Origin of the sequence: Pseudophaeobacter sp. EL27 (assembly GCF_900313025.1) — a bacterium.
Taxonomy (GTDB): Bacteria; Pseudomonadota; Alphaproteobacteria; order Rhodobacterales; family Rhodobacteraceae; genus Pseudophaeobacter.
Window position 1 is genome coordinate 29,990 of record NZ_OMPQ01000013.1, and the last position, 22,096, is coordinate 52,085.

16 protein-coding genes are annotated in these 22,096 nt (G+C 57.9%); 6 read left to right on the top strand and 10 right to left on the bottom strand.

Annotated elements, in window-relative coordinates; translation table 11 throughout:
• Nucleotides 1–32: 32 nt before the first annotated feature.
• Complete coding sequence (gene yajC / locus ED661_RS15295) at nucleotides 33–311, bottom strand: preprotein translocase subunit YajC (protein WP_122074798.1); 279 nt, start codon at nucleotides 309–311, stop codon at nucleotides 33–35.
• Nucleotides 312–703: 392 nt separating this feature from the next.
• Between yajC and serS the strand changes: the two genes are divergently transcribed.
• The gene (gene serS, locus ED661_RS15300) at nucleotides 704–1,996 is read left to right on the top strand and encodes a serine--tRNA ligase (RefSeq protein WP_122074799.1); all 1,293 of its coding nucleotides are present in this window, start codon (nucleotides 704–706) and stop codon (nucleotides 1,994–1,996) included.
• 111 nt (nucleotides 1,997–2,107) lie between these two features.
• Here serS and ED661_RS15305 read toward each other — a convergent pair whose 3' ends face one another.
• From ED661_RS15305 to ED661_RS15325, 5 genes are all read right to left on the bottom strand, one after another.
• The gene (locus tag ED661_RS15305) at nucleotides 2,108–2,833 is read right to left on the bottom strand and encodes a helix-hairpin-helix domain-containing protein (protein ID WP_122074800.1); all 726 of its coding nucleotides are present in this window, start codon (nucleotides 2,831–2,833) and stop codon (nucleotides 2,108–2,110) included.
• A 69-nt stretch (nucleotides 2,834–2,902) separates the two neighbouring features.
• Complete coding sequence (locus tag ED661_RS15310) at nucleotides 2,903–3,856, bottom strand: fatty acid desaturase (protein WP_122074801.1); 954 nt, start codon at nucleotides 3,854–3,856, stop codon at nucleotides 2,903–2,905.
• 257 nt (nucleotides 3,857–4,113) lie between these two features.
• The gene (der, locus tag ED661_RS15315) at nucleotides 4,114–5,583 is read right to left on the bottom strand and encodes a ribosome biogenesis GTPase Der (RefSeq protein WP_122074802.1); all 1,470 of its coding nucleotides are present in this window, start codon (nucleotides 5,581–5,583) and stop codon (nucleotides 4,114–4,116) included.
• Between the two features lie 73 nt (nucleotides 5,584–5,656).
• The gene (locus ED661_RS15320; protein ID WP_162930146.1) at nucleotides 5,657–6,979 is read right to left on the bottom strand and encodes a PQQ-like beta-propeller repeat protein; all 1,323 of its coding nucleotides are present in this window, start codon (nucleotides 6,977–6,979) and stop codon (nucleotides 5,657–5,659) included.
• A gap of 53 nt (nucleotides 6,980–7,032) precedes the next feature.
• Nucleotides 7,033–7,704: a hypothetical protein gene (locus tag ED661_RS15325; protein WP_122074803.1), complete on the bottom strand. Its 672-nt coding sequence runs from the start codon at nucleotides 7,702–7,704 to the stop codon at nucleotides 7,033–7,035.
• A gap of 280 nt (nucleotides 7,705–7,984) precedes the next feature.
• Between ED661_RS15325 and ED661_RS15330 the strand changes: the two genes are divergently transcribed.
• The 4 genes from ED661_RS15330 (at nucleotide 7,985) to ED661_RS15345 (ending at nucleotide 15,383) form a co-directional block, all read left to right on the top strand.
• A complete protein-coding gene (locus tag ED661_RS15330; protein WP_122074804.1) occupies nucleotides 7,985–9,250 on the top strand; it encodes an efflux RND transporter periplasmic adaptor subunit in 1,266 nt (421 codons plus the stop codon).
• Nucleotides 9,247–13,065, top strand: a complete 3,819-nt coding sequence (locus ED661_RS15335) for an efflux RND transporter permease subunit (protein WP_122074805.1) — start codon at nucleotides 9,247–9,249, stop codon at nucleotides 13,063–13,065. The genes ED661_RS15330 and ED661_RS15335 overlap by 4 nt, the downstream gene beginning before the upstream one ends.
• A gap of 190 nt (nucleotides 13,066–13,255) precedes the next feature.
• Nucleotides 13,256–14,473 (top strand): 50S ribosomal protein L11 methyltransferase, encoded by a 1,218-nt coding sequence (locus tag ED661_RS15340; RefSeq protein ID WP_122074806.1) that lies wholly within the window; start codon nucleotides 13,256–13,258, stop codon nucleotides 14,471–14,473.
• A gap of 202 nt (nucleotides 14,474–14,675) precedes the next feature.
• Complete coding sequence (locus ED661_RS15345; protein WP_122074807.1) at nucleotides 14,676–15,383, top strand: SDR family oxidoreductase; 708 nt, start codon at nucleotides 14,676–14,678, stop codon at nucleotides 15,381–15,383.
• Nucleotides 15,384–15,442: 59 nt separating this feature from the next.
• Here the strand turns inward: ED661_RS15345 and ED661_RS15350 are convergent, their stop codons facing one another.
• Both ED661_RS15350 and ED661_RS15355 read right to left on the bottom strand, forming a co-directional pair.
• Nucleotides 15,443–17,254 carry an ABC transporter ATP-binding protein/permease gene (locus tag ED661_RS15350; protein ID WP_122074808.1) on the bottom strand — a complete coding sequence of 604 codons (1,812 nt, stop codon included), beginning with the start codon at nucleotides 17,252–17,254 and terminating at the stop codon, nucleotides 15,443–15,445.
• A gap of 114 nt (nucleotides 17,255–17,368) precedes the next feature.
• Nucleotides 17,369–19,192: a LysM peptidoglycan-binding domain-containing protein gene (locus tag ED661_RS15355; RefSeq protein WP_122074809.1), complete on the bottom strand. Its 1,824-nt coding sequence runs from the start codon at nucleotides 19,190–19,192 to the stop codon at nucleotides 17,369–17,371.
• Between the two features lie 140 nt (nucleotides 19,193–19,332).
• On the opposite strand from ED661_RS15355, the gene ED661_RS15360 reads away from it, so the two are divergent.
• Nucleotides 19,333–19,875, top strand: coding sequence for a TIGR00730 family Rossman fold protein (locus ED661_RS15360; protein ID WP_122074810.1), 543 nt, complete (start codon nucleotides 19,333–19,335; stop codon nucleotides 19,873–19,875).
• A 92-nt stretch (nucleotides 19,876–19,967) separates the two neighbouring features.
• Here ED661_RS15360 and ED661_RS15365 read toward each other — a convergent pair whose 3' ends face one another.
• Both ED661_RS15365 and rarD read right to left on the bottom strand, forming a co-directional pair.
• Nucleotides 19,968–20,978: a hypothetical protein gene (locus ED661_RS15365; RefSeq protein ID WP_122074811.1), complete on the bottom strand. Its 1,011-nt coding sequence runs from the start codon at nucleotides 20,976–20,978 to the stop codon at nucleotides 19,968–19,970.
• Nucleotides 20,979–21,111: 133 nt separating this feature from the next.
• Nucleotides 21,112–22,017, bottom strand: a complete 906-nt coding sequence (rarD, locus tag ED661_RS15370) for an EamA family transporter RarD (RefSeq protein WP_122074812.1) — start codon at nucleotides 22,015–22,017, stop codon at nucleotides 21,112–21,114.
• Nucleotides 22,018–22,096: the final 79 nt, after the last annotated feature.

Sequence of the window (22,096 nt, forward strand, 5' to 3'; positions counted from 1 at the left end):
GCCCTGCCTTTTCAGTTTGTTAAAGGGGGCTATTAAGCTGCCGGCTCGGTTTTGGTCAGCACCTGCGCGATGGTGGATTTCACCACCCGTACCTTGACGCCTTCGGCCAGTTCGACTTCAACTTCGTTGTCATCCTTGACCTTGGCAATCTTGCCGATCAGACCACCCTGAGTGACCACCTGGTCACCACGACGGACATTGTTCACCATGTTCTGGTGCTCTTTCATCTTTTTCTGCTGCGGACGGATCAGCAGGAAATACATGATCGCAAAGATCAGGATGAGCGGGAGAAACTGGCCAATCTGGTTCATATCCAAGGGGGTCTTCCTTCTGTCTATTCGGCACCCTCTTGGCGAGGTGCCGTGAATTTGCGGCGAACCTATGCGTTGCACCCCAGCATTGCAAGGCAAGCGCGGGTCTTGGTCCTGAAAACCTGAGGAAAAGGGGTCGCAATGTGAGCGCGGAATCGGCCATGCCAGCCCTTGCCCCTAGCAGGGAATGAAACCCCCTCTCATTTTATTAAGTGACAATCTCTGATCTGACGGGTGGGTCGGGCGCAGGCCTGGCTGCAACCGACCAGACAACTTCCATAGGCGGGCTACGCTACAACAATTGCCAGCTTTTGCCCCTGCCCCCTTCCTCTTTGGCACCCCTTGCGGCATAGGTTGCCTATTGATTCAAAAACCGTCGAGGAGACGACACCATGCATGACATCCGTGCAATCCGCGAAAATCCTGCTGCTTTTGACGCCGCTTTGGCGCGGCGTGGGGATGCGGGCGTGTCTTCAGACATTCTGGCGCTGGACGAGGCGCGCCGCGCCAAGATCCAGGAAGCCGAGGCCGCGCAGGCCGCCCAGAACAAGGCCGCCAAGGAAATTGGTGCCGCCAAGGCCAAAGGCGACAATGAAACATTCGAGCGCCTGCGCGCGGAAGTGGCCGAGAAGAAGGCCCAGGTGGCCGCCCTGCAGACCGAAGCCAAGGAGCTGGACGCCAAGCAGACCGATATGCTGGCGCGGATCGCCAACCTGCCGGCCGAGGATGTGCCAGAGGGCGCCGATGAGGATGACAATGTCGAGGTCAACCGCTGGGGCACCCCGCGTGAGCTGGATTTTGACGCCAAGGAGCATTTTGAAATCCAGGGCGTGGCCCAGGCGATGGATTTTGAAACTGCCGCCAAAACCTCCGGCGCGCGTTTTGTCTTCCTCAAAGGTGGCGTGGCTCGCATCCACCGTGCTCTGGCGCAGTTCATGGTCGACACTCATGTAGACGAGAACGGCCTTACCGAGGTACAGACCCCGGTTCTGGTCCGGGACGAGGCGATGTATGGCACCGATAAGCTGCCAAAATTCGGTGATGACAGCTATCAGACCACCAATGGCTGGTGGCTGGTGCCCACCTCTGAGGTGACGCTGACCTATTCGGTGGCCGGTGACGTTTTGGAGGCCGCCGAGCTGCCTATCCGCATGACCGCCCATACCCAGTGTTTCCGCTCTGAGGCAGGCTCGGCCGGGCGCGATACCTCGGGCATGCTACGCCAGCACCAGTTTGAAAAGGTCGAAATGGTTTCGATCACCCACCCTGACGAGTCAGACGCGGAGCAAAAGCGTATGCTGCGCTGTGCCGAAGGCCTGCTGGAGCAACTGGGCGTGCCCTACCGCACCGTGGTGCTTTGCACTGGGGATATGGGTTTTGGGGCGCGGCGCACCTTTGACATCGAGGCCTGGCTGCCCGGCCAGAACACTTACCGCGAGATTTCCTCTGTCTCCACCACGGGCGCCTTTCAGGCCCGCCGCATGAATGCGCGGTTCCGCCCTGCCGATGGTGGCAAGCCAGAGTTTGTCCATAGCCTCAACGGGTCCGGCCTGGCGGTTGGGCGTTGCCTGATTGCGGTTCTGGAGAACGGCCAACAGGCAGATGGCTCGGTCACCCTGCCCGAGGTTCTCGGCCCTTATCTGAAAGGCAAACTGACACTTACTGCCGAGGGCGATTTGGTCTAAACGGTGTAGCCCCCATTTGGATGTCCAATATTTGTGAAAAGGCGGCGCTCAACATTGAGCGCCGCCTTTTTTAAGGACCCGAACTTTGGCCAACCGGACGCAGGACAAGCCCTAGGCCTTGTCTGTCTTCTTGGCTTTCTTCTTTTCAGGTGTTTTGGAGCTGGAAGATTTGGAAGCCGATTTGGGCTTTTTGTTCTTGCTCTTTTTCTTGTCTTTTTCCTTACCCTCGTCCTTGGACTTCTGCGCCAGGTCTTCCAGGATCGCCTTGGCTTTCGCCTTTTCACGATCAATGGCGCGGCGCGCCTCGGCCTTCATCTTCTTAGCCTTGATACGGGCCTTTTCTTTGGCCTTGGCAAATTCTTCCATCAGGGCCTCGGCCTGACGCGCCGATTTCTTGGCTTTGGCCTTGGCCTTGGCGGCCTTCTGTTCCGCCGCTTTGCGTGCGGCTTCGGCTGCGGCCAGTGCGGTGCTCAGGGCTTCTTCGGTCTCGGACACCAGCGGTTTTTCCGCCTCCCTCACCTTACTGCGCAGAGCTTTATCAACAGATTTGGCTTTGGACTTTGCAGCCAGGCTCTTTTTTGCTCCCCCTGCGGTTCCGGCCTTTGCAGGTCGCGGCGCGGATGATTTGGCAGAAGCGGAGGCGGGTTTTGCATCGGCAGCACCTTCACCGGCTGCGGCCTGTTTCAAGCGCATGGCGCGGGCTGCACCGATACCGGGAATGGCTTTCAGATCATCAAGGGAGGCCGCAGCCACAGCCTCGGATGTGGTCAGTCCTTGATCCTTGAGTATCTTGGCCAATGCCGGCCCCACGCCACTCAGTTCAATAATATCGGTCATTCCTGCCTTACTCCTATTCATTTCTCCGCTGCGCGTCGGTTCCTGCGGGAAATTATTGCACGTCATGCGTTACTCAGGAAAGGGCACAAGTCGCTTTTTGTCTTCATCCCATAGCTTTAGCGACAGAGCGCCCAGGGCTTCACCAAATTTGATGCGCCGCAGGGCAATGTCCGCAGGCAGGTTGTAGTGACACTGACGCAACCGATAGCTTGGGATGCGAGCATTAAAGTGATGGATGTCGTGCAGAGTGATATTGGCAACGGCAAAATCGAAGAACCAGCCAAAATCCAAACAAGAAGAACCCCGCAATGCGGCCTCGGCGGGTTGAAGATCAGGGCGCCGGTCCCAATAGGTGTCTTCAAAATTATGCTGAAGATAGACCAAAAACACGCCGATCATGCCGCCCAGAAAGGAAAAGCCCAACCAGATCAAAAACCCTTGCCAGCCTGCCAGGCGGTACAAGAGCCAAAGCATGCAGAGAATGGAGAGATTGTGGAGGATCACCCCAAGCGCTCCAAACCTCACGCTGTTCTTTGGCCAGCGATATCGGACAAAATAGGTAAACGCGGCCCCGAGTGGGACAAAGATCGCTGGATTGCGGTACAGACGGTAATAGAGCCGCTGCCAAAACCCGGCCTCTTGCCACTCTTGCAGGGTCATGGTGTGGATCTCACCGGTTTCGCGGTGATCCAGGTTGCCGATGTTTGCGTGATGCAGATTGTGGTTTTGCTTCATCACTTCAAAGGGCGCAAAGGTGAAGGGAGACAGCAGATGGCCGGCCAGCTCGTTCTGAAGACGGGTTTCAAACAGGGAATGGTGGCCAGTGTCGTGCTGCAACACGTAAAGCCGCACTGAGGCAAAGGCAAAAACCACCCCGGCCAAAACCAGGACGTACCAGTTTTCCGCAGAGGAGATAGCCAGGTAAAGGGTCAGGAAATAGACCGCAAAAGTTCCAAAATAGCTCAATACCGCCAGTCTGTTATCCTGAATGGCATAGTGCCGAGTATAGCGCCTGAGATCCATGAAAATTATCCTAGATTGGCTCTGTAACACCCTCTTGAAAACCGGAGGGGCAAGCACATTGAAGTAATAAGCCCTGACTACCGAAGTCTCTCTGTGTTGGGCCGCATATTCGTTAAAGTTAATAAAAACTTAGCAAGCTTCCTGAAAATTTCAATCAACCTGAGGAGGTTTCTTATCGCAAGATGTCGCTCAAAAAAAATCCCCACTGCACTGGGCAGAGGGGATTGATGGTTCTCAATACTGGCTTTGGCCTGTCCCTAGACACGCCGCCCAGAGATATGTTTGCGCAGCTTGGAAGGCGGCGCCTTCTTGCGTCCCTTAAAGGGGTTCTGATCATTTTGACCACGCATGGTCAAACGAATGGGCGTGCCCGGCATGTCAAAGTCCTGCCGCAGTCCATTAACCAGATAGCGGGTATAGCTCGCCGGGATTTTGTCAGGGTGCGAACACATCACCACAAAGCCCGGCGGGCGGGTTTTGGCCTGTGTCATATAGCGCAGCTTGATCCGCTTGCCCTGCGGTGCGGGGGGCGGGTGCTGCTCCAACATCCCCGTGAGCCAGCGATTCAGCGCCGCCGTGGGAACGCGCCGGTTCCAGACATCATGGGCGCGCATGACGGCTGCATGCAAACGATCCAGCCCCTTGCCGGTTTTGGCTGAAACCGTAACCAATGGGGCGCCGCGCAGTTGCGGCAAAAGCCGGGCAAAACTCTCTTTGAGAGCTGCCAGTTTTTCCTGTTTGTTGTCCTCGACATCCCATTTGTTGACCGCAACAACAACGGCGCGGCCTTCACGTTCTGCCAGGTCGGCAATCCTCAGGTCCTGCTGTTCAAAGGGAATTTCCGCGTCCAGCAGAATGACCACAACCTCGGCGAACTTCACCGCCCGCAGACCATCAGAAACAGAGAGCTTTTCAAGCTTCTCCTGCACCTTTGCCTTTTTGCGCATGCCCGCAGTGTCAAAGATCCGCATCGGGGTGCCAGACCAGTCAATCTGCAGGGAGATCGCATCGCGGGTGATGCCTGCCTCTGGTCCGGTGAGCAGACGGTCCTCGCCCAGGATCTTGTTGATCAGGGTCGATTTACCCGCGTTGGGACGACCAACCACGGCCACCTGCAGAGGTTTTTCACGGGTTGGCACCGGCACAGGGGGGGCGCTCTCTTCGTCCCAGTCGTCATCCTCATCCACATCGAGGTCAACAACGGGGGAGTGATCCACGGCCTCTTCAGCAAACTGATCCGCCAGGGGCGCCAGTTCAGAAAACAGATCCGCCATGCCTTCGCCGTGTTCGCCGGACAGGCGCAAAGGCTCGCCCAGCCCCAGTCCGTAGGCCTCCAGAACGCCAGCGTCGGCCGCATTGCCCTCGGCCTTGTTGGCCGCAAGGATAACATGGGCCGATTTGCGGCGCAGGATATCGGCAAACATTTCATCAACCGGAGTGACCCCGGTGCGCGCGTCGATCATGAACAGGCAGATATCAGCCATATCCACAGCGCGTTCGGTCAAACGCCGCATGCGCCCTTCAAGCGAATTGTCGGTGACATCTTCCAGACCGGCTGTGTCAATCACAGTAAAGCGTAGATCGCCAAGGCGCGCCTCGCCCTCGCGCAGATCGCGCGTCACACCGGGCTGGTCATCAACCAGCGCCAGCTTTTTGCCTACAAGGCGATTGAACAGGGTGGACTTGCCCACATTTGGACGGCCAACAATAGCGAGGGTAAAAGACATCGGACCCAACTTTCAGCGTTTGAGACGCGCCCCATAGCGCATCTATGCGGTCACGGCCAGAGCCGATTGCGCCTTAGCGGAAGGCGAGAAGGTTCCCCTTGCTCGACACCACGTAAAGAGTATTGCCTGCCACCACCGGCGCGGCAGTCGCCCCGCCCGGGATTTCGATGCTCTGCGACAGGCTGCCATCGCGGGGATCAAACAGCCGCAACAGCCCATCATTGGAGGCAATCAGCACCTGCCCACCAGTCACGATCGGCCCGTAATGCGCAACAACGGCGCTGCGCTTGCCGGGCTTATCCTTCAGGTAACCTGGCAGATCAACAGCCCAAATCACCTCACCACTTTTGGCATCGAGACGCAGCAGTTGATTGCGGTCACTGATCTGGAACAGGCTGTTGCCTGCAGGCCAGACCGGACCAATCGCGCCTTCTTGCGCGGTCCAGATACGGTCGCCGTTGGTCGTATCAAAGGCCACGGTTCGCCCGGAATGGTTTCCGACATAGGCGCGCTCGCCTACAAGAACCGGCTCGCCTGTTACGTCGCTGATCCGCGCCAGGGTGGATCCCACACGTTGCCCGGCCACCGAGGCACTCCAACGACGCAGCCCGCCACGGCGGAAGGTGGCGACCAAATCACCAGAACCAAAAGCAAAAATCACCAGATCCTTGGTCAAGACAGGTGCAGGGGCGCCCAAAACATTCGAGGGGCTTGGCGCGCCCTCGATCTGCCAGGCAATACGGCCATCTTTGGCGTGAATTGCCCAGCCGGTATCATCTCCGGCCACCAGGTAGATCAGCCCATCGCGTATCGTCGGCACCCCGGATCCGGTGGCATCCAATTCCTGTCGCCAGACCTGTTTACCGGTCTTGGCGTCCAGCGCAGTCAACACCCCATAGCCCGAGGAGACATAGAGAACCCCATCCGCATAGGCCATACCACCACCGGTGGCCTGGCCTTCGTCGTCACGCGCGGGCAACAGATCGCTGTGCCACAGGGGCTGCCCAGCAGGAGAAACCGCCGAGACCCGCGCTGCACTATCCAGCGTGAAAATTTTACCATCTGCTACAACAGGCCGGGTGTTGATCCGTTGTTTGCGGCCGTCTCCGGCACCGATGGGCACTGACCAGGCCAACCGTGGAGTCGCGCTCAAGGCCGGATGCGCTGTACGATGCGCTGGATTACCGTGGCTCTGGGCCCAGGTTGTATTGGCAACCTGTCCGGCCAGCGCAATTGCCGCAGACTGGTTCACCGTTTCAGTGTCTGCGTCAGGCCGGATCGCTTCACGCTTGCCGGGGAGAATCACTTCTGGCTCGGTGCAGGCAGAAAGCCCCAGTGCCAGAGCGCTGCTGCATAGCAAGATCCGTACCAAAGAAAAGGAATTAGCTGCCGTCATGACCCTGCCCCGTACCCGTTGTAGTTTTCCGCAGCTTGGCACTGCGGTTGTTGTTAACCTTCGGAGGTAACTGCCTCGTCCAGCTTGCCCCCCAGGGCTACAATCACTTGCGTGGCCCGTTCTTTCAAGTCCGCAGTGACACCCGCATCTTCGACAATTGTCTTCAGGCGATCAATTGCCGCATTCACGTCACCATCTTCAATATCCAAAAGCGCCATCTGCTCTGTGGCCAGCAGCGCCAGCGGAGCGCCCGGCTGTGCCAGCGCCTCAAACTGCAACCGTCGATCGGCGCTACTCAGGCTGTCCTGCTGCAGGCCCAGGGCCTTGAAGCTGGCGATATGGCGGTAAACCAGCGGCAATTCAGCATTCAGCGACACTGTTTGCAACCGTGCTACGGCCTCGTCCAGCTTATCCGCATCGGCCAGGGCTCCAGCCTGCAACATCGCCAATACAGCTGCGCCACCCGGCGTTTCAGCAGAGATCGCAGACAACTCAGCCGCACGGGCACTCTCATCCTCAGAAGAAAGTGCCGCAATCATCTCATCGCCCAGCTTTTGAGAGGCCGCGAGTTCTTTGGACTTGTTGTATTCGTTGAAAGCAGCACCGCCGACGATCAGTACAACCGCCAGACCGCCAATCCAGCCATAGCGCTTCAACATCACGAACAAACGGTCGCGGCGCACCTCTTCCGTGACTTCGTCGATAAAGCTGTCAGTGTCGCTCATGGTATTTGTCCCTGAAGTGCCATCCCCGCCACAAAAGCGACGCGAGACGAATTATCCTCTTTTGCCCCTCATATCCTGCCTGCTGCACCAAGCCAAGTGCCCCATTGCAGGGGAAATTTGGCGGAACCACCCCTTTTTTTCAATAAATATGAGCTGAACTGTTCCGTTTAGTGTGGACAATACTTAGATCGCAACTATCAATTCGCAGCAGATCTGGCGGGATCTCCGGTGTGTTTGGTCACCTGCGTTTACCAAACGAAAAGCTTTTGAAAGGCCTGAGATGAGACTGATCCCCCTTATTACTGCCATTTTGGTATCCCTTGGCCTGTATTATCTGGTCATCGAACGTGAGACCCTACTGGCCTTTGCCCGGGGCGAAGAGGCGCAAGATATCGCCTCATCAGATCCCGCCACTACGCCGGACGCAGACACAACCGTCCGGGCTGAGACCGCTGAACTGGTGGCAGAAAACCGCGTAGGTGTGGTCGCCCTGCACAGTCAGGCGCAGGTGTTTGACCGGGCGGTGATCCTGCGCGGTATGACCCAGGCGGTGCGTCAGGTCGAGTTGCGCGCTGAGACCTCCTCTACCGTAATCTCGGAACCTCTGCGCAAGGGGGTGCAGGTCCACGAGGGCGATGTGCTGTGTCGTCTTGATCCCGGCACCCGCCCGGCAACTCTGCTGGAAGCCCAGGCGAGGCTTACTGAGGCCCGTGCCAATATGCCCGTTTCTGAGGCGCGCCTTGATGAGGCCAACGCAAAGCTGAGCGAAGCGATTATCAATCTCACTGCGGCGGAAAAACTCTCTGAGGGCGGATATACCTCGGAAACAAAACTGGCCGCCTCCAAGGCGGCGGAACGCTCTGCTGTGGCAGGTGTTGCCAGCGCCAAGGGAGGGCTGGAAACCGCAAAAGCAGGAATTGAATCCGCTATCGCAGCCGTTGGGGCGGCTCAAAAAGAAATCGAACGGCTGACCATCGTGGCGCCCTTTGACGGCCTGCTGGAAAGCGACAGCGCAGAACTGGGCAGTCTGGTTCTGCCCGGTGACCCCTGCGCCACCGTTATCCAGCTCGATACCATCAAGGTTGTCGGCTTTGTTCCTGAGACACAGGTCAACCGTGTTGGCCTCGGCGCACCTGCACGGGCGGAACTGGCCACTGGCGATCTGGTCGAAGGCCTGGTGAGCTTTGTCAGCCGTTCCGCCGATCAGGCAACCCGGACCTTTGAGGTAGAGATCACCGTGGCCAACCCCGATCTGGCCATCCGCGATGGTCAGACTGCGGATATTGCAATTGCCGCCCAGGGGGCGACCGCGCATAAGTTGCCGCAATCGGCTCTGACCCTGAACAAGGATGGACAGCTGGGCGTCAGAATCGTCAACGACGACCAAACCGCCGGATTTGTCGCGGTTGAACTGTTGCGTGACGAAGCCGACGGGATCTGGGTTGGGGGCCTGCCAGAGCAAGCCGATGTGATCATTACCGGGCAGGATTTTGTCACCAGCGGCGTCGCCGTCGCCCCGCGCTATCAGAATGAGGCCACCCAATGATCGGCGTCGTCTCCTGGGCCGCTGACCGAGCCCGAATGGTTATCGCCTTCATCATGATCTCGATCCTGGTGGGGGGCTTTGCCTATTCCAGCCTACCCAAAGAGGGCGAGCCGGATATCGAGATCCCTGCCCTGTTCATTTCAGTCTCTTTCCCCGGCATTTCTGCCGAGGATGCCGAAAGCCTGCTGGTCAAGGTCATGGAGACCGAACTGGCCGATCTCGACGGGCTCGACAAGATGAGCGCGACTGCGGCGGAAAATTATGCCGGGGTGGCGCTGGAATTCGACTTTGGCTGGGACAAGACTGCCGTGATGGCGGATGTACGCGATGCGATGACCCGGGCCGAGGCTGATTTCCCTGATGGGGCTGAGACTTACAGCCTGACGGAGATCAACTTTTCCGAGTTCCCCATTGTTATTGTCAACCTGACCGGCGCGGTGCCGGAACGCACCATGGCCCGCATTGCCAAGGACCTGCAGGACGATATTGAGGCGCTGGATGCGGTTCTGGAAGCGGGCATTGCCGGCAACAGGGATGAAATGGTCGAAGTCATCATCGACCCTCTGCGCCTGGAATCCTACAACATCACCGCGGTGGAGCTGATCAATGTTGTACAGAACAACAACCAGCTGATCGCTGCCGGTGAGGTCGAGACGGAGCAAGGCACTTTCTCGGTCAAAATTCCGTCTTCCTTTAATGACGTGAACGACATCTATGGGCTGCCGGTAAAAACCAACGGCGACCGTATCGTCACCCTGGGTGAGCTGGCTGAAATCAACTTCACCTTTGAAGACCGTGCCGGCACCGCCCGGTTTGATGGCGCTGATACGGTTGCTCTACAGGTGGTGAAACGCAAAGGCTTCAACCTGATCGATACCGTTGATCTGGTGAAGGAGACCCTGGCCAAGGCCCAGACCAAGTGGCCCGCAGAACTGAAGGCCTCTGTCACCCTTGGCACTTCCAATGACCAAAGCCGGGTTGTCGGCTCCATGGTGAGCCAGCTTGAGGGCTCGGTTCTGACTGCCGTTGCCCTGGTGATGATTGTGGTTCTGGCCTCCCTTGGCAGCCGTGCAGCGCTGCTGGTGGGTTTTGCCATTCCCACATCCTTCCTCCTGTGTTTTGCCTTCCTCGCCCTCATGGGGGTGTCGATCTCCAACATCGTGATGTTTGGTCTGATCCTGGCTGTTGGGATGTTGGTGGATGGGGCCATCGTGGTGGTGGAATATGCCGACAAACGCATCAAGGAGGGCACCGGCCCGATGCATGCCTATGTCGAGGCTGCCCAGCGGATGTTCTGGCCCATTGTGTCTTCTACAGCGACCACGCTCTGTGCCTTTTTGCCCATGTTGTTCTGGCCCGGTGTGCCCGGCCAGTTCATGGGGATGTTGCCAGTCACTCTGATCTTTGTCCTATCCGCATCGCTGGTGGTAGCCCTGATCTATCTGCCCGTTATGGGCGGCCTGTCCGGACGCATCAGTCGAGTATTTGAACAAACCTCCAATGGGCTGCGTGCCGTTGCCCCCTGGTGGCTGCGGGCTCTTTTGGTTCCTCCTGCCCTTTGGGGGATGTTTGCCGGCGCCATGCAGATGCTCAACCCCAGCTATCTGATGCCTACGGGCACAGCCCCTATGGCAGGGCTCGCTATTGGCGGCTTGGTGTTCATCGGCTCGGCCTTTGCAGCTTCGATCACCCTTGGGGCGACCAAGATCACCCGCAAGGAACGCAGCGTCCAGGCCGGTTATCATCACACGGCCTTTGGCTATGTGATTAAATTCATCGCCGGCAACCCGGTGATGCCACTGGTCACCCTAGCTGGCGTTGCCTTCTGCATCATGACCGTTTTCACCATGTTTGGCGAAAACAACTACGGTGTGGAGTTCTTTGTTGAATCCGAACCTGAGCAAGCCACTGCCTATGTACGCGCCCGTGGCAACCTAAGCCTGCATGAACAGGACCAGATGGTGCAGGCCGCCGAACAGGCCATTATGGCCCATCCCGCAGTGATCAATGTCTTCTCCTTTGCCGGTGAAGGCGGGTTGTCGACTGGTGGTCCCAGTAACAACCAGGCTCCCGCGGATACTGTGGGTCAGGTCCAGTTTGAGATCATCCCCTGGGAGGATCGTCCCACTCAGACCGAAACCTGGTTCTTTGACCTGCTGACGCGCGAAGTCAGCGCGACCAAGTTTGACGGCAACACGGTGATTGAAGAGCTGAACACCGAACTGGCAAAAATTCCTGGGTTCTATGTTGAAATCAACGCGCTGGAACAGGGACCCGGATCCGGCAAGCCGCTGCACCTGCGTATTCGCGGCGACAGTTGGGAGGCGCTGACCTCCTCCACCCTCGCTGCCCGTGCCCAGTTTGACAGCACGCCGGGTCTCACCCTCACCGAGGACAGTCTGCCCCTGCCCGGCATCGACTGGCAGATTGACGTGAATGTTGAAAAAGCCGGCCGATATGGCGCGGATGTGGCCACGGTTGGCGCCATGGTACAGCTGGTTACCCGTGGGATCCTGCTGGACACCATGCGGGTCGACAGCTCGGATGAGGAAATCGAGATCCGTGTCCGCCTGCCTGACGAAGACAGGGTTCTGGCAACACTGGATACGCTGAAGGTGCGTACCACCGATGGCCTAGTGCCTTTGTCGAACTTCATCACCCGCAAGCCGGTGCCCAAGCTGGCGCAGATCAACCGGGTTGATCAGGAACGCTATTATGATGTCAAAGCCGATGTTGAGAGCGGTCTACATAGCCTGTCTATCGACAATCCCCATGGTGAAGGTCAGCTCAACCTCGCTCTGTTAAAGACAGTTCCCGACGGGCTGCCGCCAAAAGGCGAGGTCGTTACGGATGCGGGTGGCACAGAATACACCATCTATCAGTATGTTGCCTTCGAGAGCAGAGACGCCGTGCAGCAGGCCCTTGATGGTGGTGCCAAGATCGCTTTGATCAACGCAAATGAGCGCATTGCAAAGATCACCGAATGGCTCGAAACCAGCCCACTCGACCCTCGGGTGACCTGGGAATGGACCGGGGATCAAGACGAACAGGCCGAATCCGGCGCCTTCCTCTCCAAGGCCTTTGCCGGGGCGCTGGCCTTGATGTTTGTGATCCTGCTGGCGCAGTTCAACTCGTTTTACAACTCGGTGCTGGTGCTGCTGGCGGTGGTCCTGTCGACCACAGGTGTGCTGATCGGCATGATGGTGATGCAGCAGCCCTTCTCGATCATCATGACGGGTACCGGTATTGTGGCTCTGGCGGGGATTGTGGTGAACAACAATATTGTTCTGATCGACACCTATCAGGAGTTTAACCAGCATATGCCGCGGATCGAGGCGATCATCCGCACCGCCGAGGCCCGGATCCGCCCGGTGCTGCTGACCACCGTCACCACCATGGCCGGGCTTGCGCCGATGATGTTTGGCATCAGCCTCGACTTTATCGGCGGTGGTTATTCCATCGACAGCCCAACAGCGCTGTGGTGGAAACAGCTGGCAACGGCTGTGGTCTTTGGCCTTGGCATTGCCACGGTACTGACGCTGGTGGTGACCCCCTCGCTCTTGGCGATCCGGGTCTGGCTCTCAACCTATATGAGCTGGATGGGACGCCTGCTGGCCCGGGTGACCGGTGGCCGCTCCAGCCGGATTGCCAGAGACATGCGTCTTGCCAAAAAGGCGCGTAAGCTGCCCACCAGTGAAATCCTTTGGGATGATCTGATCGGTGCGGATCCCATGGGGAATTCTGCGCGCCACGAGGCCAGTGAAACACCAGATGCAAAACCCGGTGGCAGCGGCACCCTGCGCGCAGCAGAATAGCTCGCCACCTCCTACGGGAGCAGCCTCTGCCCCGAAACAAATCTTGAAAACGCTGTCAGATACCCTCTGACAGCGTTTTTTCTTTGCCCCAACATTCCCGACCCTGAGGGGGCATTCTTTTACGATTTCTTAGACAGCCATGGTGAATATGCAATCAGTAGCATTTGCTTCAAATAGGGAAATCTAAAAGTTGTTGAAAACATCACTGCCCGATCAGAGCCAAGCCGTTCCAAACGCCACCGCAGAAGGCCTTGTGCAGCGCGCCCAATCCGAACCTCTGACAGATGGCGGTTTAAAAACATCGCAGCTTTTGGCACAGGCGCTTTCCCTCGATCCCCATCATCATGCAGCACAGGTGCTGCAGGAGCGGCTGCATCAGATGCTTGTGCCGCGTTGGCATTTCCCGATGCTGGCTGATACAGCCCGCAACCAAGCCTATGCCAAGGCCATCGCCGCCAAGGTCAAACCCGGAGATATCGTGCTGGACATCGGCTGCGGGGCGGGACTGACAGCGATGCTGGCGGCGCGCGCCGGGGCAAAACACGTCTATACCTGCGAACAGCAGCCGCTGATCGCCCAGGCCGCCCGACAGGTTATCCAAGACAACGGGCTGAGCGAGCGCATCACGGTTCTGCAGAAATGGTCCCATGACATTGTTGTCGGCGTGGATATTCCGGAACCGGCGGATCTGGTGCTGTCAGAAATTGTTGATACCGTATTGCTGGGCGAAGGCGCTCTTGCGACACTGACCCATGCGATGTCCGCGCTGGCCAAGCCCGATGCCCGTGCGATCCCCGAGCGCGGTGTGCTGAAGGCGCAACTGATCGAAAGCCCCCAACTGCTGAATCAGTGGCAGCCACAACAGGCAGAAGGTTTTGACCTTAGCGCCTTCAACCGCCTCGCCAATCTAGCCCAGATCACACCAAGCGATTTTGCCGCCTGCAGCATGCGTCCCTTGGGGGCTGCAACTGACCTGTTCCAGTTTGACTTTGCCAATCCCAGCATAGATCCCGGACGCATCACAACTGGGCTGAGCTGCGCCTCCCCTGGCAAGATTCACGCGGTGCTTGTCAGTTTCGAAATGGAGCTGGCACCTGGTGTTTCGGTCAATAACAACCTGCAATCAGAGGGCCATTGGGGACGCACGGCCTTTCTGCTTGATGACCCCAAGGCGGCACAACCCGGCGATCAAATGACAGTTACAGCACAGCATGACGCAGCTCATCTGAGCCTCTCTGTGCATGAGGCAGAGTTCACCTCGCAGGCTGCCGTTCCAGCCATGATCTGGGCAAAGCAAACCTTGAGCCTTCCCCATCAGCAGGGGAGCAGCGTTGCTACATCCAGCAGCCCCAAATGGCACCAACGCAAAGTCACGCCTGCGGAAAACCGCGGCCAAGCCGTTCACTAACGCAGCGATCGGTGCAAAACACCCTACCCCTAAATCTCAGTAAAACTATTGCAGATTTAGGGGCAGTTTGCCCCTCCGCTTAAACCTTTACCCCCGCCGCCAAAAAGCGAGGTCAGCATTGGTTCCCGAATGTCCGGGGTTGCAAGCCTGGATAGATTGCCCTTTTCTCTGGTCATTCTTCGCGCGGACAAAAGGCAGTGTAATGCAGCTCAAAAACAAAGTGGTCGTTGTCACCGGTGGCAGCGATGGGATTGGCAAGCATATCTGCCTCAAACTCGCGGCTGAGGGCTGCCGTCTGGCCATTCTGGGCCGGGATGAAGCCAGGCTGAACCTGGTCTGTAAAGCGGCTGTGTCCGAGGGCGCCACAGAGGCGCGCAGCTATGCCATGGATCTGATGGATGCCCAGACGATTGCTGCCATTGCAGCGCAGATCCTGGCGGATTTTGGCGGCATCGATATCCTGATCAACAATGCCGGCATCTGGCACAAGGCCGGGCCACTGGACACAATTCCACCTGCACTGCTCAGTGAGACGGTTCAAACCAACCTCACCGGGTTGATGCAACTCACCCAGGCCTTTTTGCCAAGCCTGCGCACCGCAGAAGAAGCCGCCATTTTGAACGTGGTCTCGAAATCCGGCGTTGTGGCCCAGGCCGGTCAGTCGGTCTATACAGCCACCAAATACGGGGTGCGCGGCTTTAGCGATGTGCTGAAACAGGATGAGGCGGAAACCGGCGTACGGGTGGCCGCATTGTACCAAAGCGGCACCAACACAGGCATGTTTGCCAAGGCCGGTGAAGAGGTCCCCAACCACATTTTTACCGAGCCTGATGATCTGGCCGATGTGGTGGTCTTTATGCTGTCACGCCCGGCAAAGCTGTGGATGCATGAGGTCCGCGTCGAACTCTAGACTGTGCAAAAACAGTGGGCGGATCTTGCGACCCGCCCTAATTTTCTTACCAACCTCTTTTAGGCAACCGCCTGGTCATCTGCTTGCTGACGATGCCACAGATGCGCATAGCGACCCTCACGAGCCAGTAACTCGTCATGGCTGCCCTGCTCTACCACCTCGCCCTGCTCCAGCACCACGATGGTATCGGCCTCGGCCACAGTGGACAAACGATGTGCGATGGTCAGCACTGTGCGCCCCTGAGCTGCGCGTTCCAGCGCATCTTTGATCTCCTGCTCGGTATCTGTGTCCAGCGCTGAGGTGGCCTCGTCCAGCAGCAGGATCGGTGGATTCTTCAGCAGGGTTCGGGCAATGCCCACCCGCTGCTTTTCACCGCCCGAAAGCTTCAGCCCACGTTCCCCGACCTGAGTGTCATAGCCCTCTGGCAGGCTGGTGATGAAATCATGGATCTGCGCATCCCGTGCCGCCTGCTCCACTGCGGCCTGATCGGCGCCTGCTTTGCCATAGGCGATGTTGTAGCGGATGGTATCGTTGAAAAGCACCGTGTCCTGCGGCACCACGCCAATGGCGGCGTGCAGGCTCTCCTGTGTGACCTGGCGCACATCCTGGCCATCAATGGTCAGCGCCCCGCCGGTGACATCATAAAAGCGGAACAACAACCGCCCGATGGTGGATTTGCCCGATCCGGTGGAGCCCACAATGGCAACCGTTTGCCCCGCCCCCGCCACCAGATCGACCCCTTTGAGGATCTCGCGGTCGCTGTCATAGCCAAAGCGCACATCCTTCAGCCGGATCTCCCCGCCAGTGACCTTCAGCGACTTGGCATCGCTGGCGTCAGAGACATCGGCTGGTTGCTCCAACAGATCAAACATCTCGCCCATATCCACCAGGCTTTGGCGGATTTCGCGATAGACCGTGCCCAGAAAATTCAGCGGCACGGTAATCTGGATCATATAGGCGTTGACCATGACAAAATCGCCAACTGTCAGCTCCCCATTCTGCACCCCCATGGCCGCCATCACCATCACGGACACCAACCCGGCGGTGATGAACAGGCTTTGACCAAAGTTCAAAAAGGCCAGGGAATAGGCGGTTTTGAGGGCCGCCTGCGCATAGGCCCGCATGGCGCCGTCATAACGCTCTGCCTCGCGCTTTTCCGCGCCAAAGTACTTTACGGTCTCATAGTTGAGCAGGCTGTCGATGGCCTTTTGATTGGCATCAGTGTCCTGCTTGTTCATCTCGCGGCGCAGTTTCACCCGCCATTCGGTGATGGCAAAGGTGAACCAGACATAGAGCCCGATGGTCACAACAACCGCCGCCAGATACCAGGCGTCAAACAGCACGGTCAGGACAATTGCCACCAGGGTCAGCTCCAGCACCAATGGGCCGATTGAGAACAGCATGAACCGCAGCAGGAACTCGACGCCCTTGACGCCCCGCTCAATGATCCGCGACAGGCCCCCAGTTTTGCGGGTGATGTGATAGCGCATCGACAGGCGGTGAATATGGGTAAAGGTCTCCAGCGCCAGATGGCGCAGGGCGCGTTGACCCACCGGGGCAAAGATCACATCCCGAAGCTGTTGAAACCCGGTGGTAAAGATCCGCGCCATACCATAGGCGATGGTCAGCCCAACCGCCCCCAGCGCCAGCGGCGGAACGCCCTCTGCCGCCAGGCTGTCTACCGCGCCTTTGTAGAGCATTGGCGTATAGACCGCGATCAGCTTGGCCAGCACCAGCACCGCGATGGCCAGCACCACTCGCTGTTTCACCCAGAGATGTTTGCTCGGCCACAGATAGGGCCCCATCCGGCGCAGGGTCCGCAGGCCAGAGCGACGCTCGTCACTGGCAATAGAAGTCTCGGCTGGGGGCATTTGTGGCGCTTTCCTGGCTCAATGCATGACAGATAGGGTGCCGCTGGTGCCACCACCAGTAGCCGCGGAAAAAACGTGCCCCGGTGAGGCGCGTTTTCCGTAATGGTTCATAGGTTATTCCGGAAGCGTAAAGACCTGGCCGGGGTAGATCAGATCCGGGTCGCGGATGGCGGAATTGTTGGCCTCAAAGACCCGCACGTAGAGATAGCCGCTGCCATATCGCTGTTGCGAGATCGCCCAGAGCGTATCCCCCTCCTGCACGGTCACGGCCCGCACCAATGGTGCGGCCTCCCCTGTTGCCCCTTCGGAGACGGGGGGCTGCAAGACCTCTGGGGCCTCCCGTTTGAACGGGGTTTCCAAGCGGCTCAGCACCTTGCCTGCGGTGTCTACCTCATCCAGGCGCAGGGTGTAGACACCAGGGGTCACTGCCTCCAGGCGCCCGCCCCAGCTGCCATTTTCGGCAGCGGCAAACTGCCCAGCAGGGGCATTGTCGAGATAGACCAGTACGTTAGAGGCCGCGCCAGCACGACCCGCCAATTGCACCTCGCCACTGTCCGAATAGCTGATGGTGTCCAGAACCACCTTGCCCTGAGGTTTTTGCGCGATGGGCTGCACCAAAGTCACCCCTTCGGCATCTGCACGCAGAACCGCAACCTGCGCAGGTTGGGGCTGGGGGGCCGGTTTGGTCTCGAGTTCTGTAACCTCCTCAGCCTGGCCCGGCGTGGTCGCCTCCGGTTCTGCCAAATCCGTTGTCGCATCTGCCACAAGCGTGGTTTCCGGCGCGGCAAGCACAGCAGCAGGCGCAGTGGTCTCTGGTGCCACCGAGGCGACACCTTCAGGCACATTCGACAGTGGTGTTTCCGCCACCGCTTCAGACGCTGTGGTCAGCTCTGCGGCGCTCTCTGTTTCAGAAACCTGTGCTCCCGCGATCTCAGCTGCATCGCTGCTTTGCGGTTCTGCCTCAGCAATCACCTCTTCTGTGGGCATAGAAACGGCGGCATCACTGGTAGTACTGGCGAGCTGCACAGTGTCATCAGAGGATTTCTCTGCGTCAGGACTGCCCGCCTCAGTGGTTGCGACCTCTTCTGAAGCTGAGGTTTCAGCTGTGTTCGGAGTTTCCACCTCCGAGGTCGCCTGCGCCAGATCCGTTGCCTCAGGCTGTGCAGAACTCGCCACGGGGGTTGCAGGCGCGACGATAAAACTACTGTCTGACAAACGAACCTGCCCTTCGGCGCTGGCCCGCAAAGAGATCACCCGGGCCTGGCGACTGGGGGACAGATCGGTGAAGGCCACAAAATCTCCGCCAGCGGGAACTTCAACCTGCTCGACCACCTCGCCATCCAGCAGCACCTCCACCAACACCCCTGCTGTTGCACGGCCCGCAATGACTGTTTCGCCTGTTGGTCCAACGCGCACCAAATCAAGCAGGGGCGCATCAAACAAGGGAGCCTCGGACGCGGTATCCTCTTCCTGCGGCACCGCCAGCGCTGCGACCTGAGCGGCCTCGCTGTCATCGACAGAACCATCGCTCGGGCTCGCTGCAGGCGCCGTCTCGGCAACGATCTCGCCCGCCTCTGCCTCGACTGCAGGCGTGTCACTGGTAGCGTCTGCCGCGACTTCCGGCTCCGAAGCGCTCGCACTTGGTGTCTCTTGTTGCGGCTCTACCTGAGTGTCCTCTTGCTGGGCCTGCACAACTGCTTCGGCTTGGCTTTCTACCGGGTCGGGTTCTTGCGAAACGCCTTGGATCACCTTTGGCGGATTGGCCGATGGGGAAATGGCAATGGTATTTGAAACCTCGTCGCGCGTCGCAGCGTCGCTTTCGTTTCCATCAAAAACGCCGAGCCAAGCCATGGTCGCCCCGCCAACCACGACAACCGTCGCAACAGCACCCCCCAGAGCCAAACCACTCAGCCCACCTGCTACACCTGTCCCAGCCATCTTTTCCCTTCCTTCAGCGCCAGACGGGTTTCCCGTTGAAACCCCGCCATGCACCTGGTTGAGGCAGCCTATCAATCACGCTATCAAGGGTCAAAACAGCTTTTGTTCTTCTCCTTGAAATCCCAGTGAAAGGCCCTCTCATGAGCATAAAATCCGTCTGTGTGTATTGCGGATCCCGGTCTGGGGCAATGCCCGCCTATGAAAGCGCCGCCAAAAGCCTAGGCGTGATGCTTGCAGCACGCGGATTGCGACTGGTCTATGGTGCTGGTGATGTGGGGTTGATGGGCGTGGTGGCCCGCGCCACCCAGCAGGCCGGCGGCGAAACCTTTGGCGTTATCCCGGAACATCTGGTGAAACGGGAAGTGGGTAAATCGGATCTCAACACCTATGTGGTGACCGAGACCATGCATGAGCGCAAAAAGGTCATGCTCTATAACGCCGATGCAGTGGTAGTGCTGCCCGGCGGGCCAGGCTCGCTGGATGAGCTGTTTGAGGCCCTGACCTGGCGGCAACTGGGCCTGCATTCCAAACCCATCGTTATCCTGAACGTCGAAGGCTACTGGGACAAGCTGCGCGATCTGGTGGAACACATGTTGGCCCAGGGTTTTGCCGATGCCTCGCTGGGCGAGTTCCTGACCTGGGTCGAAACACCAGAGCAGGTACTTTTAGCCTTGGAGATCTAAACCTTAACCGACCAAAGCGCATTCACTGAACACCACGAGACACCCGGCTACTTAGTTCTCAAAGGCAAAACGCGGTATCAAAGCAAGAGTCACTAATTACCGTGAGCTGCGATCAGCGCGTTGACTGTTTGCAAAGTGTTCTTAGCGGTATCGACCGCCTTCACGGTGACTTCTGCATTCGGTGCCGCCCCTCTCACAAGCACATCGTCCCATACGACCGAACAGCCCGTGTAGTTCTCATCATCCACCTTTGCGATGGCCTCAAGCTTTCTGCAAGCCCTGTTTACATTTTGCAACAGAGCCACGACCTGCCATTGCTCCAGCTTCCAATCGAGCCCAGCGGCAATGGCCGCTTTTGAAGTGGAATAGATGTCGTGGATTGGTCTTTGCGCCGTCACCTGCTCAAGACTTTCGTCTGCGGGCCGGTTGATCAGGTTAACAAAGCTCTTGGTTACAGGGCTGCAAGCCGGGATTACGTTGTTAGAGCATGAGCTCACGACTGACTGTCCAAAGACGATTGTAACGTCTCGGAAGGTGGCAAGATAATCCATCAAGATTGGTATAAGCCTGCGCGCCCCCAGCACTGCCCGCAGTATCTCAGAAGGATCCAGGGCAATAATACGTTTTACATTTGCCTTGATCTCAAGATTGTCAAAAGCCTGTTTCAAAGCATCCCCCAGAGAGTTTGCCACTTCAAAAGACAGGGATTCAAAATTCAGAGCCGTATTTGCATTATCTTTCACAGTGTTCGCAGTGCAATCTATAGTGACCTCATCAGGTTTGGGGTCGCCAGAAACTGGCTTGGTAGGGAACTTGCACAAGGAAGCCGCCGCTTTCAATTTGGCGATGTTCCCATACAAAAGCTCTATTGCAGAAGATGATAGCTTTGCCTCGGTGCCGGTACGGGCGGTTTCAGCGACCAGCGGCGCAATCAGTGCCAGGCTAACCAAGTAGCGATTTACGCGCTGTTCCTGACCCTTGGCAAATAATGTGTTGCGGTCTGCCAGATAGCCCAGATTACCCCCAGGATACCCCACCTCGCGTTCGATCAACGAGCAGGACGCCAAAGCAAAAAGCAAAATCAAACCAAAAGTGAAACGCATAAGAATCCCTCAATCAAAAGCAGATCTTACAATTCTTGGTTGAAGTCCCCCCACACAGCAACTTATTTCCACCTCCAAAAGCCCTGCCATTTCCGGTTGGGCTTCATGGTTTTGAAAACTAACGAAACTTTATTTAAGATCTTTCGGGCGTCTTTACAGCTTGAGCGTCTCTTGTCTCTTGATGTGATTTTTGCAAAGCACTGAGCGAAAAAATAATCACTGCCCCCCAGATCAAACCAAAGGCCGCGCCATGCCAAGGGGTGAACAGTTCCCCAAAAACCACTGTTGCCACAAGCGCTTGTAGTGTTGGATTAATGTATTGCAACACGCCAATACTGCCCAGTGCCACACGCCGCGCGGCATAGCTGAACAGGATCAAGGGCGCGCCTGTCAGTGGTCCTGACAGCATCAAAAGCCCGGCATCCCGCCAGCTGCCCTGGATCCCACCACCACCGGTCAGTAAGATCACCAGAATTGCAATGGGAAACAGCAACCAGACTTCGGCGGTGACAGAGACCACCGGACCAATATCCAGCCCCTTCTTGACCACACCATAAATGGCAAAACTAAAGCCGAGCACCAGGGCAATCCAGGGCGCAACACCCAGACCATAGGTCAGCAGGGCAACGGCGAAGGTGGCAAGACCAATCGCCAAGCCCTGGGCTCGGCTCAAATGCTCGCCAAAGAACACCCGCCCCAAAACCACGCTTACCAGCGGGAAGATATAGTAACCCAGAGAGGACTCAGTCGCGCGTTCAATCTGAACCGAAGTGATGAATATGAACCAGTTCAGCGAGATCATCGCCGTGGCCAGCATCAGGACCCGCACCCGCCGCCACTGGGTGAGAGCTGCCACCAGCTGATCCACCCGCCCCTGCACAGCCAGGATACAGGCAAAGAACACCCCGGACCAAAGGATCCGATGAGAGAGGACTTGCTCCGGCGGGATATGCGCCAGTAGCTTGTAAAAAATCCCCGAGAGCCCCCAGATCGTGCAGGTAACAATCATGGCAATAACGCCCTTGGTGCCCTCAGTCATCACTGAAGCCAATCAAAGCACCTGTTCTCATCCCGCACCTTTTTGTTTCTAAAACCAACAACGCCCGGCCATCGGGCCG

Excerpts from the sequence above, each read along its gene's own strand:
- yajC (WP_122074798.1), bottom strand. The coding sequence starts at position 311 with ATGAACCAGATTGGCCAGTTTCTCCCGCTCATCCTGATCTTTGCGATC.
- serS (WP_122074799.1), top strand. The coding sequence starts at position 704 with ATGCATGACATCCGTGCAATCCGCGAAAATCCTGCTGCTTTTGACGCC.
- ED661_RS15305 (WP_122074800.1), bottom strand. The coding sequence starts at position 2,833 with ATGACCGATATTATTGAACTGAGTGGCGTGGGGCCGGCATTGGCCAAG.
- ED661_RS15310 (WP_122074801.1), bottom strand. The coding sequence starts at position 3,856 with ATGGATCTCAGGCGCTATACTCGGCACTATGCCATTCAGGATAACAGA.
- der (WP_122074802.1), bottom strand. The coding sequence starts at position 5,583 with ATGTCTTTTACCCTCGCTATTGTTGGCCGTCCAAATGTGGGCAAGTCC.
- ED661_RS15320 (WP_162930146.1), bottom strand. The coding sequence starts at position 6,979 with ATGACGGCAGCTAATTCCTTTTCTTTGGTACGGATCTTGCTATGCAGC.
- ED661_RS15325 (WP_122074803.1), bottom strand. The coding sequence starts at position 7,704 with ATGAGCGACACTGACAGCTTTATCGACGAAGTCACGGAAGAGGTGCGC.
- ED661_RS15330 (WP_122074804.1), top strand. The coding sequence starts at position 7,985 with ATGAGACTGATCCCCCTTATTACTGCCATTTTGGTATCCCTTGGCCTG.
- ED661_RS15335 (WP_122074805.1), top strand. The coding sequence starts at position 9,247 with ATGATCGGCGTCGTCTCCTGGGCCGCTGACCGAGCCCGAATGGTTATC.
- ED661_RS15345 (WP_122074807.1), top strand. The coding sequence starts at position 14,676 with ATGCAGCTCAAAAACAAAGTGGTCGTTGTCACCGGTGGCAGCGATGGG.
- ED661_RS15350 (WP_122074808.1), bottom strand. The coding sequence starts at position 17,254 with ATGCCCCCAGCCGAGACTTCTATTGCCAGTGACGAGCGTCGCTCTGGC.
- ED661_RS15355 (WP_122074809.1), bottom strand. The coding sequence starts at position 19,192 with ATGGCTGGGACAGGTGTAGCAGGTGGGCTGAGTGGTTTGGCTCTGGGG.
- ED661_RS15360 (WP_122074810.1), top strand. The coding sequence starts at position 19,333 with ATGAGCATAAAATCCGTCTGTGTGTATTGCGGATCCCGGTCTGGGGCA.
- ED661_RS15365 (WP_122074811.1), bottom strand. The coding sequence starts at position 20,978 with ATGCGTTTCACTTTTGGTTTGATTTTGCTTTTTGCTTTGGCGTCCTGC.
- rarD (WP_122074812.1), bottom strand. The coding sequence starts at position 22,017 with ATGACTGAGGGCACCAAGGGCGTTATTGCCATGATTGTTACCTGCACG.